The following is a 15,769-nucleotide window of genomic DNA, read 5'->3' as shown; positions in this document are numbered from 1 at the left end:
TAGCGCCTTATTTTGCCTGCAGGCCACGCCAAGCGTGGTTTGATCTGCCCTTCAAGGTGAGCCCGTGAGTGACCGTACCGAAGCCGTCAAGGCCTACCTGCTGGACCTGCAAGACCGTATCTGCGCCGCGCTGCACCAGGAAGACGGTGGTGCCGGGTTCGTCGAGGATGCCTGGCAGCGGCCGGCCGGCGGTGGTGGCCGGACGCGGGTGCTGGAAAACGGTGGACTGATCGAAAAAGGCGGGGTGAATTTTTCCCATGTTTTCGGCAGCGGCCTGCCGCCGTCGGCCAGTGCCCACCGGCCGGAACTGGCCGGGCGCGGTTTCGAAGCACTGGGTGTGTCCCTGGTGATTCACCCGGTTAACCCGCATATCCCGACCTCCCACGCCAATGTGCGGTTTTTCAGCGCGGAGAAGGAGGGTGAAGAGCCGGTCTGGTGGTTCGGCGGCGGCTTCGATCTGACGCCCTACTACGCCGTGGAAGAAGATTGCGTGCATTGGCACCGGGTCGCCGAGCGTGCCTGCGCGCCCTTCGGCGCCGAGGTCTACCCGCGCTACAAGGCCTGGTGCGACAGCTACTTCCACCTCAAGCACCGGGGCGAACCCCGGGGCATCGGCGGGCTGTTCTTCGACGACCTGAACCAATGGGACTTCGACACCAGTTTCGCCTTCCTGCGCGCCATCGGTGACGCCTATATCGAGGCCTACCTGCCGATTGTGCAGCGCCGCAAGCACCTGCCGTTCAGCGAGCAGCAGCGCGAATTCCAGGCGTTTCGCCGCGGCCGTTATGTCGAGTTCAACCTGGTCTACGACCGCGGTACGCTGTTCGGCCTGCAGTCCGGGGGGCGCACCGAGTCGATCCTGATGTCGCTGCCGCCCCAGGTGCGCTGGGGCTACGACTGGAAACCGGCGCCGGGCAGCGAAGAGGCGCGCCTGACCGAGTATTTCCTGACCGACCGCGACTGGCTTTCAAATTTACCCTGAACGCTGTTGCGTTCGGCGATGCTGCGTTGAAAGCGAACTCGGAATGCTCATTTACTGCAGTAAACTCAGCTTCCTCGTCCGCTTTCGCCTTGCCTTGCCTTGCCTTCACTCTCGACGCGTTCAGCGCACATTTTGAAGTTTTGTAGCCGGATAACATCAGCGTTATCGACACAGGGTTTTTATGGACAGCTACGGCGTATTCGGTAATCCCATCGGCCACAGCAAGTCGCCGTTGATCCACCGCCTGTTTGCCGAACAGACCGGCCAGGCGGTGCGCTATGAGACCTTGCTGGCGCCCCTGGATGACTTCGAGGGGTTTGCCCGGGCCTTCTTTCGCCAAGGCCTGGGGGCCAACGTCACGCTGCCGTTCAAGGAGCAGGCCTATCGCCTGGCCGACCGCCTGAGCCCGCGGGCCGAACGTGCCGGGGCGGTCAATACCCTGAGCCGCGGGGCCGACGGCTCGCTACTGGGTGATAACACCGATGGCGCCGGGCTGGTCCGCGACCTGGTGGTCAATGCCGGTTTCAGCCTGGCGGGTCGCCGCATCCTGCTGTTGGGGGCCGGCGGCGCCGCGCGTGGCGTGCTCGAGCCGCTGCTGGCCGAACGACCGGCGGTGTTGGTGATCGCCAACCGCACCGTGGAGAAAGCCGAGCTGCTGGCGCGTCAGTTCGCCGACCTGGGGCCGCTGGCGGCCAGCGGTTTCGACTGGCTCGACGCGCCGGTCGACCTGATCATCAACGCCACCTCCGCCAGCCTGGGCGGCGAGGTGCCGCCCATTGCCGCGAGCCTGATCCAGCCGGGGCATACCCTTTGTTACGACATGATGTACGCCAAGGCCCCCACGGCGTTTAACCGCTGGGCCGCGGAGCAGGGTGCGGCGCGGACCCTGGATGGCCTCGGCATGCTCGCCGAACAGGCGGCGGAGGCGTTTTATCTCTGGCGCGGTGTACGCCCCGACACCACCCCGGTACTGGCCGAGTTGCGCAGGCAGCTGGCGACGGGCTAACGAGACCGTCCCGCCGCCACTGCTTTCATTCTTCGAACTGCAGTGGGCAGTGCTCGAGGCCTTCGAGCTTGAGCAGCTCGTCGCGCACTTGGGGTCGTGCGCGCCTGAGGATCAACTGACGCCCCTGGACGAGCAGGCGACGGGCTTCCTGGTGGAGCATCTCGACGCCGGCATAGTCGATGAAATTGACATGGTGAGCGTCGATGATCACCCGCGCACCCTGGCTGCGCTGCAGGCGCAGTTGCAGGTAGTGGCAGGCGCCGAAAAAGATCGAGCCCTCGACGCGCAGCCATTCGTCCTCGCCTTCGCGCCACTGGCTGACCCGCGGTTGCGAGGTGCGCTTGAGGTAGAAAAACAGCGACGCCAGTACCCCGGCGTAGATGGCGGTCTGCAGTTCCAGCAGCAGGGTCGCGCACAGCGTCAGCAGCATCACCAGGAATTCCGAATGGCTGACCCGGCGCAGGGCACGGATGGCCTTGAGGTCCATCAACCCCCAGCAGATCAGCAGGATACTGGCGGCCATGCTTGGCAGCGGAATATGGCCGATGAGGGCGGCGCCGAACCAGGCGAACAGGGCCACCAGCAGCGCCGAAAACACCCCGGCCAGCGGCGAGCGTGCCCCCGCTTGCAGGTTGAGCGCCGAGCGGGTGAAGGAGCCCGCTGACAGCGAGCCGGAAAACCAGGCGCCGAGCATGTTCGACAACCCCTGGGCGCGGACTTCCTGGTTGGCATCGAGCAGCTGCTGGGACTTGCTCGCCAGGGCGCGGGCGATCGACAGGCTGGTGACCAGGCCCAGCATGCCGCAGGCGACCGCGGCGGGCAGCAGACGCAACAGGGTTTCCAGGTCCAGCTGCAGGGGGCTGAACGGCGGCAGGCGACCGCTGAAGGTGTTCACCAGTCGCACCTGCGCCAGGTACTGGGGCAACGCCATCACCAGCAGCCCACCGGCGATAATGCCCATCAGCAGGGCCGGCACCCGCGGCCAGAGCCGCCGCACCAGCAGCGCTACCGCCAGGGTGGCCAGTGCCACCAGCAGCGAGGGCCAGTGCAGCCCGTTCAGGTTTAGCAGCAGGTTGGACAGGCCGTTCAGGGCCGTGCTCTGGCTCGGCAGGTCGAGTCCGAGCAGGTTGGGTACCTGGCCCAGGGCGATAACGGTGGCGGCGCCCAGGGTGAAGCCGAGCACCACCGAGTGCGAAACGAAATTGACCAGAGCGCCGAAGCGTAGCAGGCCCAGGAGCCATTGGAACAGGCCGGCGAGAAAGGTCAGCAGCAACACCAGGGCCACGTAGTCCTGGCTGGCCGGTTGCGCCAGGGGGCTGACGCTGGCGAACAGGACGATGGAAATGGCCGCGGTCGGGCCGCAGATCAGGTGCCAGGACGAGCCCCACAGCGAAGCGACCAGCACCGGCACTATGGCCGCGTAGAGGCCGTACTCGGCGGGCAGGCCGGCAATCAGGGCGTAGGCGATCGATTGCGGCAGCGCCAGAATGGCCCCGCTCAGGCCCACCAGGAAGTCGCTGCCCAGGCTGGCGCGCGTTTGCTGCGGCAGCCAGGCGAGAAAGGGCAGAAGCATCAGGCGGTCGGGCCAGCGCATGGGGGCTCTCGGTGACAGGTCCGCTGGCAGCGCCAGCGGGCCTGGAAAGGGGATCAGGCGGCGCGCGTTCCCGGGGCGTTGCCCGGGACCGCCACGACCCTGCTCAGAGTTTCGCTTTGACCGCCGCCAGGGCATCGCCGCCGTCGAGGGTTTTCACCCCACTGAGCCACTGATCCAGGACCGCGGGGTTGGCCTTGATCCAGGCCTTGACCGCGTCGCCATTGCTGGTCTTCTTGTCCACCAGCGTCGACATGATGCTGTTTTCCATCTCCTGGGTAAAACTCAGGTTGCTCAGCAGTTTGCCGACATTCGGGCAGGCTTCGCTGTAGCCCTTGCGGGTCAGGGTATGCACGCTGCCGGTCGCCCCGAAATAGGCTTCGCCGCCCTTGAGGTAGTTCATCTTGAACTGCACGTTCATCGGGTGCGGCGTCCAGCCGAGGAAGACGATATAGCGCTCGCGTTTTACCGCACGGGCCACTTCGGACAGCATCGCCTGCTCGCCGGATTCCACCAGCTTCCACTGGCCCAGCTCGAACTCGTTTTTCTTGATGATCTCCTGCAACGAGGCGTTGGCCGGCGCGCCGGCGCCGATGCCATAGATCTTCTTGTCGAACTTGTCGGCCTGGCTGTTCAGGTCGGCGAAACTCTTGATCCCGGCGTCGTATACGTAGCTGGGGACCGCCAGGGTGAATTCGGTGCCCTGCAGGTTCTTCGCCAGTTGGGTGACGTCGCCAGTGGCCACGAACTTGTCGTAGAAGCCCTGTTGCGCGGGCATCCAGTTGCCGAGGAAGACGTCCACCAGGCCGTCTTTCAGGCCACCGAAAATGATCGGCACGGCCAGGGTGTCGATCTTCGCCTGATAGCCCATGCCCTCCAGAAGGAAGGCCGTGACGCCGTTGGTGACGGCGATATCGCTCCAGCCCGGGTCGGCCATCTTGACCGTGCTGCAACTGCTCTCGGCCTGGGCGGGTAGAACACTCAGCGCCAGCCAGCCGGCGCCGGCCAATACCACTGCGGATAAGCTTTTCATGCGATGCCCCTTTATCAGGTGTTTTTCTGGTCGTGGGTGGTGGTCTGGCAGGGTTGCGGAAAACGTGCCTTGCGCTCCAGGTCGTCGAGGTCGATATGGTTGCGCATGTACTGTTGGCTGGCATCGACCCAGGGCTGGTGGTCCCAGCTCTTGAGGGTGCCCTGGCTCAGCGCCTGGGCGACGAAGCGACGGCGGCGCTGGCTGGCGAGCACCTGTTGGTGGATCACCGGGATATTCCATTTCGCCCGCGCCTCGGCCAGAAAGGCGGCGAACAGCGGCTGGTGTTCGGCGCTGTGGCTGAGCTCGAGCAGTTCGTCGGGGTCGCCCGCGGTGTCGTACAACAGGCAAGGGTCCTGCTCGGAGTAGATGAATTTGTAGGGGCCGCGGCGAATCATCATCAGCGGACCTATGGTGCCTTCGGCCATGTACTCACCGAAGACCTCGTCGTGCCCGCCCTGCCCTTGCAGGTGCGGCAACAGCGAACGGCCATCCAGGGGCAAGTCGGTGGCCAGCTGCCCGCCGGCCAACTCCACCAGGGTCGGCAGCAGGTCGGCGGTGGAGACCGCCTCGCTGACCCGGCGCGGGGCGAACTGGCCCGGCGCGTAGACCAGCAGCGGCACCCGGGCGGCCATCTCGAACCAGTGCATCTTGTACCAGAGGCCGCGCTCGCCAAGCATGTCGCCATGGTCCCCGGAAAACACGATCAAGGTGTCCTCGGCCAGCCCGGTGTCTTCCAGGGTCTGCAGCAGCTTGCCGATGTTGCTGTCGATATAGCTGCAGGCGCCGAAGTAGGCGCGGCGCGCATCGCGGATCTTCTGCTCGGGCAGGGGCTTGTCCCACAGGTCGATGACCTTGAGCAGGCGCTGGGCATGGGGATCCTGGTCCTGCTGGGCGATGCTGACGCGGGGCAGCGCGACAGGTTCCGGGTAAAGGTCCCAGAACGGCCGCGGGATGGTGTAGGGGTCGTGGGGGTGGGTCATGGACACGGTCAGGCAGAAGGGGTGTTCGCCGTCGGCGCGGACATGGTCGAACAGGTACTGCTGGGCCTTGAACACCACCTCCTCATCGAAGTCCAGCTGGTTGGTGCGCACGCACGGCCCGGCTTGCAGCACGGAGGCCATGTTGTGGTACCAGCTGGGCCGCACCTCGGGTTCGTCCCAGTTCACCGCCCAGCCGTAATCGGCCGGGTAGATATCGCTGGTCAGGCGTTCTTCGTAGCCATGCAACTGGTCGGGTCCACAGAAGTGCATCTTGCCCGACAGGGCCGTCTTGTAGCCCAGGCGCCGCAGGTAATGGGCGTAGGTCGGTACATCGGCGGGAAAATCCGCGGCGTTGTCGTAGGCGCCGATCTTCGACGGCAGCTGGCCGCTGACCAGGGTGAACCGCGAGGGTGCACACAGTGGGCTGTTGCAATAGGCGGCGTCGAAGACCACCCCCGCGGCGGCCAGGCGCTGTAGGTGCGGCATGCGGATCGGCGAGGCCGGATCGTGCAGGGGCAACAGGGGCGCCGCCATTTGATCAGCCATGATAAACAGGATGTTCTTGCGTTTCATGCTCCGCCGTTCCATATAGCTGGGTTATGTGAAGGTGCTGGTCACGAGCATGGAAGCCAAGAGCGACTGGGTAAAGCGTATGCAGGCACATGACTCGGATAAGTAGGATTTATGGCAGAAGTGAATGAAAGGCTGTCCCTTGACCTGCTGCGGGTGTTCGAATGCGCCGCCCGTCACCTGGGGTTCACGGCGGCGGCGATCGAGCTGGGCACCACCCAGCCGGCGGTCAGCCAGCAGATCCAGCGCCTGGAAAAGCAGCTGGGCAGCCGTTTGTTCGACCGGGTCTACCGTGGCATCGAGCTGACCGATGCCGGACGGCTGTTGTTCGACCATGTGCAGGAGGGGTTGGCCCTGATCAACGCCGGCCTGGCTGCTGTGGGTGCACAACCGCGCCACGAAGTGCTGCAGGTGGCCACCGACTTCGCCTTTGCCGCCTACTGGCTGATGCCACGGTTGCACCGCTTTCACCAGGCCCACCCGGAAGTGGACGTCAGCCTGGTGACCAGCGACCGCAGCATGAGCATGCTGCGCTCGGAGATCGACGTGGCGATTGCCTTCGGTGACGGCCGCTTCAAGCATGGCGAGGCCTTGTCGCTGTTTCGCGAGGAAGTCTTTCCGGTGTGCAGCCCCCAGCTGTTGCGCGGCATGCCGACACCCTTGCCGCCCTCCAGTCTGGTGCAACTGCCCCTGCTGCACCTGAAACCGGAAATGCGCACGCGCTGGTTCGACTGGAACGGCGTTTTCCGCCAGCTCGGCCTCAGCGAAACGCCTGCCTCGGGGCTGTTGCGGTTCGACAACTACACCCTGTTGATCCAGGCTGCCATCGCCGGGCGAGGCGTGGCCATCGGCTGGCGCTACCTGGTCGATGAGTTGATCGAACAGGGGCTGCTGTGCCGGGTCATCGCCACCAGCCTGTGCTCCGAATTCGGCTATTACGTGGTCCTGCCCGAACGCAAGCGGCGCCAACGGCTGACCCAGCACTTCGTCGACTGGTTGAGCAGCGAGCTGCAGGCTGCCCCCGCGGGGCCGCCTGGCGCTGGCTCGGGCGTATCGATTTCCAGTATCGCGATTTGAGCAGGACCGTCCGCGTGGTATAGCGGGGGGATGGGCGCAGGCGCGCGCCCGTCGATGGAGTGATGGTTCAAGGCAAGGAGCCTGTCGTTGATCGCCACTGTTCGCCGCTCTCCCCGTTCCCCCATGATCCCTCAACCCTCCGTGCCCTGGGCGCCACCCTGGCGCCCGCGTCTCGTGGCCCACGCCCCTGCCTGTCACTCCTGCCCAAGCCGGCCCGCGGCCCACGTCACCCGCTGTCCTTCACAAATGCCAGAGCTGCTTCGTCCTGATTGCTCCGGCCGGATTGTCGGACGCTCTCCCTGCAGAGCCCCCCAGCGCCGGCCTTACCAGCGAGCAAGGAAGGATCATGGCCAGGTTAAGGCAGGCGGACGAGCGCGTCATTCAGGGTGGCAAGGATCAGGCGGATATCTGGAGGTTTCTGATGGACAACGAAGCAATCCTGCGACAGCGCTGTCGCCAGGTGATCCGTAGCCCCCAGGACGCCGAGGACGCGCTCAGCGAGTTGCGCCTGCGGCTGTTCAACCTGTTGCTCAGGGAGCCGCAGCGGTTGACGGGCATCGACAATGTGCCGGCCTGGTTGCGCCGGGTGGCGAGCAATCACTGCATCGATCGACTGCGCCAGGCACTGCCCAACTGCAGCCTCGACTGGGTCGACAGCCAGCAGTTCAGCGACAGCCATCTGCAGGCCGGTCGCGGTGGGCCGGAGCACACCGCATCGATGCACGAGAGCCTGGATGCCCTGAGCGTGGCCATGCAGCGCCTGCCGGAGCAGTTGTTCCAGGCGTTCGAGCAGCGCTGCATCGGCGGAGTGGGCTATGGCGAAATTGCCGGTGCGCTGGCGATCAGCGAACCGAATGCGCGTAAGCGGGTGCAGCTGGCGCGTCAGCTGCTCAGGGGATGGCTGCCGGGAGAGTACGCATGAGCGAGTCGAACATGGACCTGCCGCATCGGCGGCAGCTGGGCCCGGTCGAGCTGGCGTGGGAGTGGCGTGGCACCCTGGAGCAGCCCCTGTTGCAGGGCCAGGTGCTCCACGGGCCGGGGCTGCCTTTCGTGCTGACGGCCGAGGACAGGCAGTGCGGACACTGGGTGCAGCTGGCGGAGCAAACCCTGGCGTTGACCTTGGTCCTGCAGCGCGAGGGCGATCATTGGTGGTTTCTGGTCCGGCAGCTGGTCGGCGTGCCCGAACCGCATAAGCGGGTGGTGCGGCGCTGGCGCTTGGGCGCGCGCGTGGTTCCGGACCGTGGCGAACTCGAGTTGCCGTCGCCCTGGAGCGGCACCTGGGCCTTGCGCGGCGGCGAATCCACCTGGCTGGACCTGGATCTCAGGGCACCCGGCATGGCCTTGCCCACGGCCAGCCTGGGGGTAGGTACGACAGAATGGCGGACCAACCTACCGGCCCCCCTGGGTCGCCTGGAATGCTCCTTGAGCCTGGATATCGCCGCCGATAGCCAGTGCACCTGTCACTTGCGCTTGCCGGTGCTTAACGGCAGCGAGCGCGAGGAGCGCTTGCAGCGTTGGCCCGCCGTGCCGGAGTCCGAAGCAGGGCTGCCGCCGGAACCTTGGCCGCCGTCGCCCTCGCCTGTCCCGGGGCGCGACGCCGAGCGACCCGCCCTGGGTGCGTGGGCACCCTTGCGTCAACTGGGTTTTCTGACGCTGGCGCCGCCGTCGGCCGACCAGGGGTTGCGGCATTTCGTGCTGGAGAACGCCTCGGTGTATTACCGACAGCTGCTGGGGCTGGCCGAGACACGCCAGCCAGCCGCTTTACACGACCTGGCCGAGGCGTTCCTGGAGGGCAGGAGTCCCTGGGGTGGGCAGTCGGTGAGCGCGCTGGAGACCTTGCCGCCGCCTTTCGCGTATTTGGCCGAGCCGGGTGCCGAGGCGCTGCTGGAGCAGCCCCTGGCCGATCGTCCGGCGCTGCAAGCGGGCATCACCCAGCTGCTGGGTCTGGCTCCCGCACAAGTGCTGGCCTTGCCCTTGTTCAGCGAGGTCTGGGCGCGTCTGGCCAACAGTTACCTGAGCCGGCTGATCCTCAATGGCAGCCAGGCCGAGTTGATGGGTCGGCTCGACCGTGGCCTGCGCGTGCTCGCCCTGATACGGGGGTTGTACCTAGCACCCCTGGCGCTGATCAGCGGCGAACAGATCGGTGTGGCGCAGCAGGCGCGACCCTTGCTGGATAGCCGGTTGTTTCCCCTGCCGCTGGTCAGCAGCCTGTCCGCATCGCCCGCGGTCTTGCTGGGAATCGGCCGGCTGTTCTGCGTCGCCGAACCGCTGCGCGATTATGCACTGGGGGCGTTGGCCGAGGGGGGCGAAACGCCTCGCCGGCGTTTCTGCCATGGGATGCTCGAGCGACGCGAGGCCAGGTTGCGCGACCAGGGGCCGCGGGTGCTGTTGCACTGGTGCCTGGACGCGCCTGGCGAGGTGTTGCTCAACCAACTCAATGGCCCACACGGGCCACGCTGGACGCTGCCGACACCGCCCTGGCTGGACCAGCCAGGGAGTCCGGGCGTTGCTGGCGCCAGCGAGCTCGACCAGCAGAGCTACTTGAACCTGGCTCGCCGCTATGGGCTGGCGCAGTTGCTGGCGGCGCCCCAGCAGACGCTGCAAATCAGTCAGCAGCTGAACCGGGCGACGGACCGCGGCGGCGCGCAGCTGAGCATTCCTGCCGGTTATCGATCCTGGTCGCTGACCTACGGTGCCCCGCCTGGTATGCATGGCCAGTTGCTGATCGCAGGGCACAGCCTGGATTTGAGCCAGCCGCGGACCCTGGACCTGCCGGGCTTAAGTGGCGTGTTGCCGTTCACCCTGGTCAGTGCCTGTCCCGATGCGGCCGTCAGCCTGCGCCTGCTGTGCCGCGAGCGGCATTATGCCGTGCGCCTGGCGACCTGGCAGGCCCGTGCCTACCAGCAGTTGAACGACGCCTACCAGCAGGCCCTCGACGGCTGTTGGGTGGCGCTGCAGGCGTCGTGCGTCGATCAAGTCGGTGGGTTGGTGGAACGCCTGGTCGCGGTGCTGCAGGCTGAGCTGCTGAACGCGGTGCAGGCGCAGTTCCCGGATGACAGCGACCAGGCGCGACGCCGCGCCCTGCAGCTGGAACCCTGGCTGCGCCGCGCCCTGCCCTGGCAGCACGGTGTGTGGGCCTGTGCCCGTGCCGATCAGGCGGTCGATGGGCTGCCCCTTGGCGAACAGGGCCAGGCGCAACCGGGCATCGAGTTGCTTCAGACCGCGCAATGGCGCCTGACGCTGGCCCTGGACCCGCAGTGCACGGCTCGCCTCTGGTACCTGCTGCGCAGCGGCGGCCGCCTGTGGTTGGGCGAAGAGCGGCGGATCCCGGTGTTCGCCGAGGACAGCGCCCTGGATGAGCTCTGGCAGGCGCTGCGCCACCAGTCGCTGGCGCCCGACCCGCAATAGCCCTCCAGGGTCGAGACGCGCCACCGTTAGCTGGCCGATCGATTACCGGTGGTGCCGCCCGGGGCCGTCGAGTAACCCGCCTGCCGAATCCGCAACGGCTGTCGCCGGCGCCGGGCCGCTGGGGTCTGACCGCCGCAGGCGCGCCTGGGGTGTTGGCACGGGCCGGCGTGCCGAGTGCGTCCTGATCAAGATGGTTAAGGTTGCGGGCGGTCCATGCGCGTTAGGTCATCGCCTGTGGGCGACGAGGTCGCCCTGCCCGGGGTTTTTGAAGGACAGTTGGGCGCGACCCGCAGGCCGCGCCCCGAGCTTCAGAAGGTGGCGATCGGGTAGACCGTGTTGAGGGTCCAGACCCCCATGAGTTGATTCAGGTAACCGCGCAGGGTGAAGGGAAAGCCGCTTTCGCCCGTGCAGTAACCCACTGCGCCGACGCTCGGCGCCGAGGGGCCGGCGAACCAGTTCCCCGGAGCAGCCAGGGCCGCGGGGCTATAGGGGTGCATATAGGCGTAGCGAATCGAGGCCACCACCTGTTGCTGGGTGCAGCTATCGGGATAGAAGGTTGAAGGCGCGGCCTTGGCCACCCAGGCATTGGTAACGGTATTGAACACCTGAATGCCATTGGCCACATACCGGTAGGGGGCGGGATGGTTGTTGCCGGGCGGCACGATAAACAGCTGGCCCGCGGTGATGCGCGCGGCTTGTTGGGCGGTGGGTGCCGTGCCCAGCAGGGGGTCGTGGCTATTGGGGCGGGAGTGATACCCCACCGCGAGGCCGGCCCCATTGATTTCGCCACAGAAGACATGCCGCTGGTTGATCTGCGGGTTGATCCGGCTGTTGGCGATCGGCGCGTTGCTGACCTGCACCGGGATGGGGTTGACCGCCAGCGAACCGGCGGCGCAGTTGATCTGGGCGCTGGCCGACAGGCTGAACAGGGCGGCTGTCAGGCCAAGTGGTAGCGTGGGTAGTCTGTGCATGGTGTCACTCCTCGATAAGCGGGACGGCTGTCCCACTGTCAGGACGCCACGGCTGCGCGGTTGTGAATCGCCCCCGTGCCGGCCAAGGTCACTGGCCAATCGGGGGGGCGTGACCGTGCATCAACAGACGCTGGACCCTGAGGCGGTTTCGGCTGAGCTGCCGACTAACGGGAGGACCGGGCGCGGCCGGTCGGTCGCCCTGCCGACGGGAGGTCGCAGCAATGCCGACGCCAGCCCCTGGCTGAGGGGCTCTCGCCGGCGTCGCTTCGCCCGGCGCTCGAGCGCCACCGGGAAAACTCTTTTCACAAGTCATGGCATGGCGGCGTCAGGAGAGGCAAGTCACGGCGCTTGGCCGCGGCTTCAATCGGAACGAAAGGAGTTGGACCATGACCGTTTTTAATCTGAACTTCGCTGTCGATGACATGGAAGGCAAAACCGTGCTGGTGTTCCTCAAGCCGCAACGTCCGCAACGCGACTACCGCATTCATGCTTGGCAGGTGCTGACCGGCTCCGCAGGCTCCACTGAGTCTTTCGACTACCAGGCGGTTATCGAGACGGACGTCACGACCCTGGGCGATCGGGACAATCAGATCATTTCCGGTCGCCGTCAGGTGGCGCCTGGGCAATTGCTGCAGGCCATCAGTCCGGACAAGTTGTCGCCGTTCCTGCAGCCGGCGCCGGCCTCGCTGGCCCTGGAAAAGCTGACGCCCCAGCAGTGCGGGGTGATCAACAAGACCAACCCGTACCTGCAGTTCGACAGCAACTGGTACGTCAACGGTCGTCCGGTGGTGACCATGCCCCTGGTCGATGCGCAGATGACGGTCAGCTTCGAATACGAGCCGAACTTCTACTTCATGGTGGCCACGCCACCCATGGTCGGGCAGACCTATATCGTGCAGAACTTTTCTGACATGACCAAGTACGTGGCGCCCATTACCGCTACCGAGGTGGATGTGAGCCTGACCCGCACCAATGGGCTCTGGAGCTTCGACTTCCTCGCCAGCTGAGGATGCTCGACGCGGCGCCGAACCGGCGCCGCGTCGCTCCTTTCCAGAACTGGCAGGTCGTTTTGGTACCCTTGCCGTTCCAATCGCGACAGCGGTGCCGCCCCCTTGGTTCACCCCGCCTTTGGTTGGGGGCGCAAGCGCGGCGAGCGGTCTTGAGTAGAGGCGACCTGGGTTGCAACACCCTTGCAACAATCAGGATCGATGCTCAATTCCAATAACAATCCGAGCGCACCCTTATGAACACCACCCTCACCGCAATGGCCGTCGGCCTTGGCCTGTCCCTTCTCACCCAGCAGGCCAGTGCCTGGTCACAACCCACCCACAAGAACATCGTCAAGGACGCCCTGGCCTTTATGAACTCGGCAAACGCCAGCGCCGACATGCGCCGGGCCTACCAGTTTTATGTCGGTGCCGCCGGCAGCGAGGCGCGGGCCGGGGAGATCCTCGGTCAGGCGGCCTACGACGTCGACGACTTCAAGGACACCCGCCTCGGTGGCTGGTGGATCGGCTACGAACACGCCCCGCTGTTCGGCGCGGCCGCCGCCATCGTCAACTACACCTCCTACTGGCATTTCATCAATATGGGTCGCCAGGGCGATGTGCACGGCAATGACCGTGGCGGCTATGACTACCGCTACCACAAGGTCGACGGTGGCATCGCCGATGTCGACTGGTACGCCATGGTGTACCTGTACAACCGCGAGCTGAAAAAGGACGACTTCAACAGCACCGAGGCGCACTACCGCCAGGGCACGGTCTCCAATTGGTCGGAACATTACGGCGACTTCCAGACCACCGCGTTCCAGCCCATCGATAACCTGGCCAAGTACTGGTTCGAACAGTTCCAGGCCGCGCCTTCGCTGCAGACCCTGGGTTATGCCCTGCATGCCACCGGCGACGTGGCGCAGCCGCACCACACCTGGATCACTTCGGCCAATGGTCACTCGAGCTGGGAAGGCTGGGTCGACGACCGCTATTTCAGCGAGCAACTGAACAACCCGACCGCGGTGGCCAACCTGGTCAGCGGCTATGACGCGGGCAAACCGGTGCGCGACCTGCTGACTCAGACCGCCCAGGTGGCCTACCAGCATCCCGAACCGCTCTATGACAGCAGTAACGCGACCCGCCTGCGCCTGGCCAAGGTGCTGATCCCGGAGTCCATCGCACTGACAGTCACGGTGCTGACCAAGGGCGCCAACACCTTCTACAGCCAAGGTGCGCTGTAACCCTCGGGGGCCGGCTCGCGGGCCGGGCCCCAGTCTGAGGCGCGCGACGCAGGTGTTGGCCCTGCTGACTGTCCTGGGACCTTGCCTGGCCATGGCGACCACTAGCCCGGTGCGCGACATCCAGGTCGACGGCGAGCGCCTGCCGGGCAAAAGCATCGAGCTGCTGCAGCAGGCCTTGACCCGAGTGAAGTTCAACACCGACAGCCGTCAGCTGCGTCGGGGCCTGGTGGAGAATCGCCTGCTGGCACGGGCGGTCGAGGGCGAGTTGAACGACGCCAGCCGCCAGGGCCTGGATGCCTTGATCGACGAGGAGGCCGCCAGCCTGGTGGAGCGGGTCTACGGCCAGCGCTTGCAACGCGATATCGCGCCGTTCCTGCGCGAGCCGCAGCCCCTGGACAGCGCCACCTTGCGCCAGGTGCTGGCCCCCCGCAGCCAGGGCCTGGTGATCAACAGCCTCGCGCTCAGCGCGGTTCAGCAGCAGGCGGCGCAGCGCACCGCCCTGTTGGCCTGGCAGTTCCCCGGCCAGCCCAGCCGCCAGCTCAACCTGCTGGAGCTGTACCAGGGCGTCTCGGTGCAGGGCCAGGTGGAGCTGCAACAGGGCAATCTGCGGTACCTGGCGCAGCAGGTCCAGGCGTTGGTGCAGCGCGACTACGCTTGGTATCAGCTCGGTCAGCAGGGGTTCAGCCCGGATGAGCAGGCCGGCGTTCGGCAGTTGGTGCGCGACAAGCTGATCCGCCATCGTTACCTGCACCAGATCGGCCTGTACAACGATTTTCACCATGAAACCGAGGCGCTGCGCGCGCTGGCGCGGCGGGTCAGCGACGCCGATGCAGCCGCCTATTACCAGGCCCATCAGGCCGACTACCGCAATGTCGCCCAGGTGCGTGCCGCGCATATCCGCCTGGCGGATCAGGCGCACGCGGACCGGGTGTATGCCGAGCTGCAGCAGGGCCTGGCGTTCGATCAGGCGGTGTTGCGTTATTCCCTGGCCGAGGACAAAGGGCGCACGCCACCGGGCGACCTGGGCCTGATCCGCCACGACGACGGGCAACTGGACTTTCTGCGCAAGGCCGCGTTGATCCAGAAGGCCGACAGCCTGTCGCAGCCGATGCTGATCGACGGGGCGTTCGAAATCATCCAGGTGCGCGAACGGCAAGACCGACAGCTGCCGCTGAGCGACCCGAGTGTGCGCTTTGAAATCAACCAGGCGGTGGCACGCCAGCAGCTGGCCGCGCAGTTCGAGGCGCGCGTGCAGGCGCTGTTGGCCGTGGCCAAGGTGGAGGGCGCATGAAGGCCTGGCTGGCGATGGCGCTCTCGGCGGTGCTGAGCCTGGTGGCCGGGGCGGCCTGGTACGGTTCGCCGGTGCCTGCCCCCGCACCCGTGGTGGGGCCAACCGCGGCCGCGTCCAGTCGGCCGCCGCTGCCCGCCCAGGCCCCGGCGCCGCGGGTGGCGCGGCCCGCTGCCGGGACGCAGGCCGAGGCCGAACGGCCCGTGGCGCAGCAGGTCGTGCCCGAGGACGGCGCCCCCATGACTGCCGAACAGGCCCAAGGCCTGATGGCGCTGATGGCCACCGAAGGCGACCCGCGCAGCCCGGCCCTGCAGCCCAGCCGTCCGCGGGTACGGGCCTCGGCGGCCGAGCTGGCTGATCCGGCGCTCTATGCGCAGTTCGAGGACCGTCAGGCTCGCGAGGAAATCCTGGCCTATACCGCCGGGGTGCAGCAGATCCCCTTGATCCGCGAGCGCATCGAGCAGGCCGCGCAAAGCGGCGAGCGCAGTGCCCAGGAACTGGACGAGGCGCGCGCGGCGCTGCAGCAGCTCGAGCAGCTGCAGACCCAGTTGCAGCGCGAAGCGCCGCAGCTGCTACCCGGCGTGCCTTAGCCGCGCGGGCGGACGAACCGCAGGGCGGTCTCGGCGCGCC

At 66.4% G+C, this 15,769-nt stretch carries 13 protein-coding genes; 9 read left to right on the top strand and 4 right to left on the bottom strand.

All coding sequences use genetic code 11. The features are described 5' to 3' along the window. The first annotated feature begins 64 nt into the window (after window positions 1-64). Both hemF and aroE read left to right on the top strand, forming a co-directional pair. Window positions 65-982, top strand: coding sequence for an oxygen-dependent coproporphyrinogen oxidase (gene hemF, locus ABWY06_RS16080; RefSeq protein WP_353926563.1), 918 nt, complete (start codon window positions 65-67; stop codon window positions 980-982). Window positions 983-1,163: 181 nt separating this feature from the next. Then, complete coding sequence (aroE, locus tag ABWY06_RS16075; protein WP_353926562.1) at window positions 1,164-1,988, top strand: shikimate dehydrogenase; 825 nt, start codon at window positions 1,164-1,166, stop codon at window positions 1,986-1,988. Window positions 1,989-2,013: 25 nt separating this feature from the next. Here the strand turns inward: aroE and ABWY06_RS16070 are convergent, their stop codons facing one another. From ABWY06_RS16070 to betC, 3 genes are all read right to left on the bottom strand, one after another. Next, window positions 2,014-3,582: a SulP family inorganic anion transporter gene (locus ABWY06_RS16070; protein ID WP_353926561.1), complete on the bottom strand. Its 1,569-nt coding sequence runs from the start codon at window positions 3,580-3,582 to the stop codon at window positions 2,014-2,016. Between the two features lie 103 nt (window positions 3,583-3,685). Beyond that, the gene (gene choX, locus ABWY06_RS16065; protein ID WP_353926560.1) at window positions 3,686-4,612 is read right to left on the bottom strand and encodes a choline ABC transporter substrate-binding protein; all 927 of its coding nucleotides are present in this window, start codon (window positions 4,610-4,612) and stop codon (window positions 3,686-3,688) included. A gap of 14 nt (window positions 4,613-4,626) precedes the next feature. Next, on the bottom strand, window positions 4,627-6,165 hold the full coding sequence (gene betC / locus ABWY06_RS16060) for a choline-sulfatase (protein ID WP_353926559.1): 1,539 nt from the start codon (window positions 6,163-6,165) through the stop codon (window positions 4,627-4,629). Window positions 6,166-6,276: 111 nt separating this feature from the next. On the opposite strand from betC, the gene ABWY06_RS16055 reads away from it, so the two are divergent. From ABWY06_RS16055 to ABWY06_RS16045, 3 genes are all read left to right on the top strand, one after another. Continuing rightward, window positions 6,277-7,239 carry a choline sulfate utilization transcriptional regulator gene (locus ABWY06_RS16055; protein WP_353926558.1) on the top strand — a complete coding sequence of 321 codons (963 nt, stop codon included), beginning with the start codon at window positions 6,277-6,279 and terminating at the stop codon, window positions 7,237-7,239. 421 nt (window positions 7,240-7,660) lie between these two features. Continuing rightward, complete coding sequence (locus tag ABWY06_RS16050) at window positions 7,661-8,161, top strand: RNA polymerase sigma factor (protein ID WP_353926557.1); 501 nt, start codon at window positions 7,661-7,663, stop codon at window positions 8,159-8,161. Further along, window positions 8,158-10,647 carry a hypothetical protein gene (locus ABWY06_RS16045; RefSeq protein ID WP_353926556.1) on the top strand — a complete coding sequence of 830 codons (2,490 nt, stop codon included), beginning with the start codon at window positions 8,158-8,160 and terminating at the stop codon, window positions 10,645-10,647. The genes ABWY06_RS16050 and ABWY06_RS16045 overlap by 4 nt, the downstream gene beginning before the upstream one ends. Window positions 10,648-10,955: 308 nt before the next feature. Here ABWY06_RS16045 and ABWY06_RS16040 read toward each other — a convergent pair whose 3' ends face one another. Next, on the bottom strand, window positions 10,956-11,618 hold the full coding sequence (locus tag ABWY06_RS16040; protein ID WP_353926555.1) for an EndoU domain-containing protein: 663 nt from the start codon (window positions 11,616-11,618) through the stop codon (window positions 10,956-10,958). 386 nt (window positions 11,619-12,004) lie between these two features. On the opposite strand from ABWY06_RS16040, the gene ABWY06_RS16035 reads away from it, so the two are divergent. From ABWY06_RS16035 to ABWY06_RS16020, 4 genes are all read left to right on the top strand, one after another. Next, window positions 12,005-12,625 (top strand): hypothetical protein, encoded by a 621-nt coding sequence (locus ABWY06_RS16035; protein ID WP_353926554.1) that lies wholly within the window; start codon window positions 12,005-12,007, stop codon window positions 12,623-12,625. A gap of 236 nt (window positions 12,626-12,861) precedes the next feature. Continuing rightward, window positions 12,862-13,851, top strand: coding sequence for a phospholipase C/P1 nuclease family protein (locus ABWY06_RS16030; RefSeq protein WP_353926553.1), 990 nt, complete (start codon window positions 12,862-12,864; stop codon window positions 13,849-13,851). Window positions 13,852-13,942: 91 nt separating this feature from the next. Then, window positions 13,943-15,142, top strand: coding sequence for a peptidylprolyl isomerase (locus ABWY06_RS16025; RefSeq protein WP_353926552.1), 1,200 nt, complete (start codon window positions 13,943-13,945; stop codon window positions 15,140-15,142). Beyond that, the gene (locus ABWY06_RS16020; protein WP_353926551.1) at window positions 15,139-15,729 is read left to right on the top strand and encodes a flagellar biosynthesis protein FlhF; all 591 of its coding nucleotides are present in this window, start codon (window positions 15,139-15,141) and stop codon (window positions 15,727-15,729) included. Before ABWY06_RS16025 ends, ABWY06_RS16020 begins: the two co-directional genes overlap by 4 nt. Window positions 15,730-15,769: the final 40 nt, after the last annotated feature.

This window comes from Pseudomonas sp., from assembly GCF_040514055.1.
Classification (GTDB): domain Bacteria; phylum Pseudomonadota; class Gammaproteobacteria; order Pseudomonadales; family Pseudomonadaceae; genus Aquipseudomonas.
Note: the sequence above shows the minus strand (reverse complement) of the source record. Positions and strands in the feature narration are given on the sequence as shown.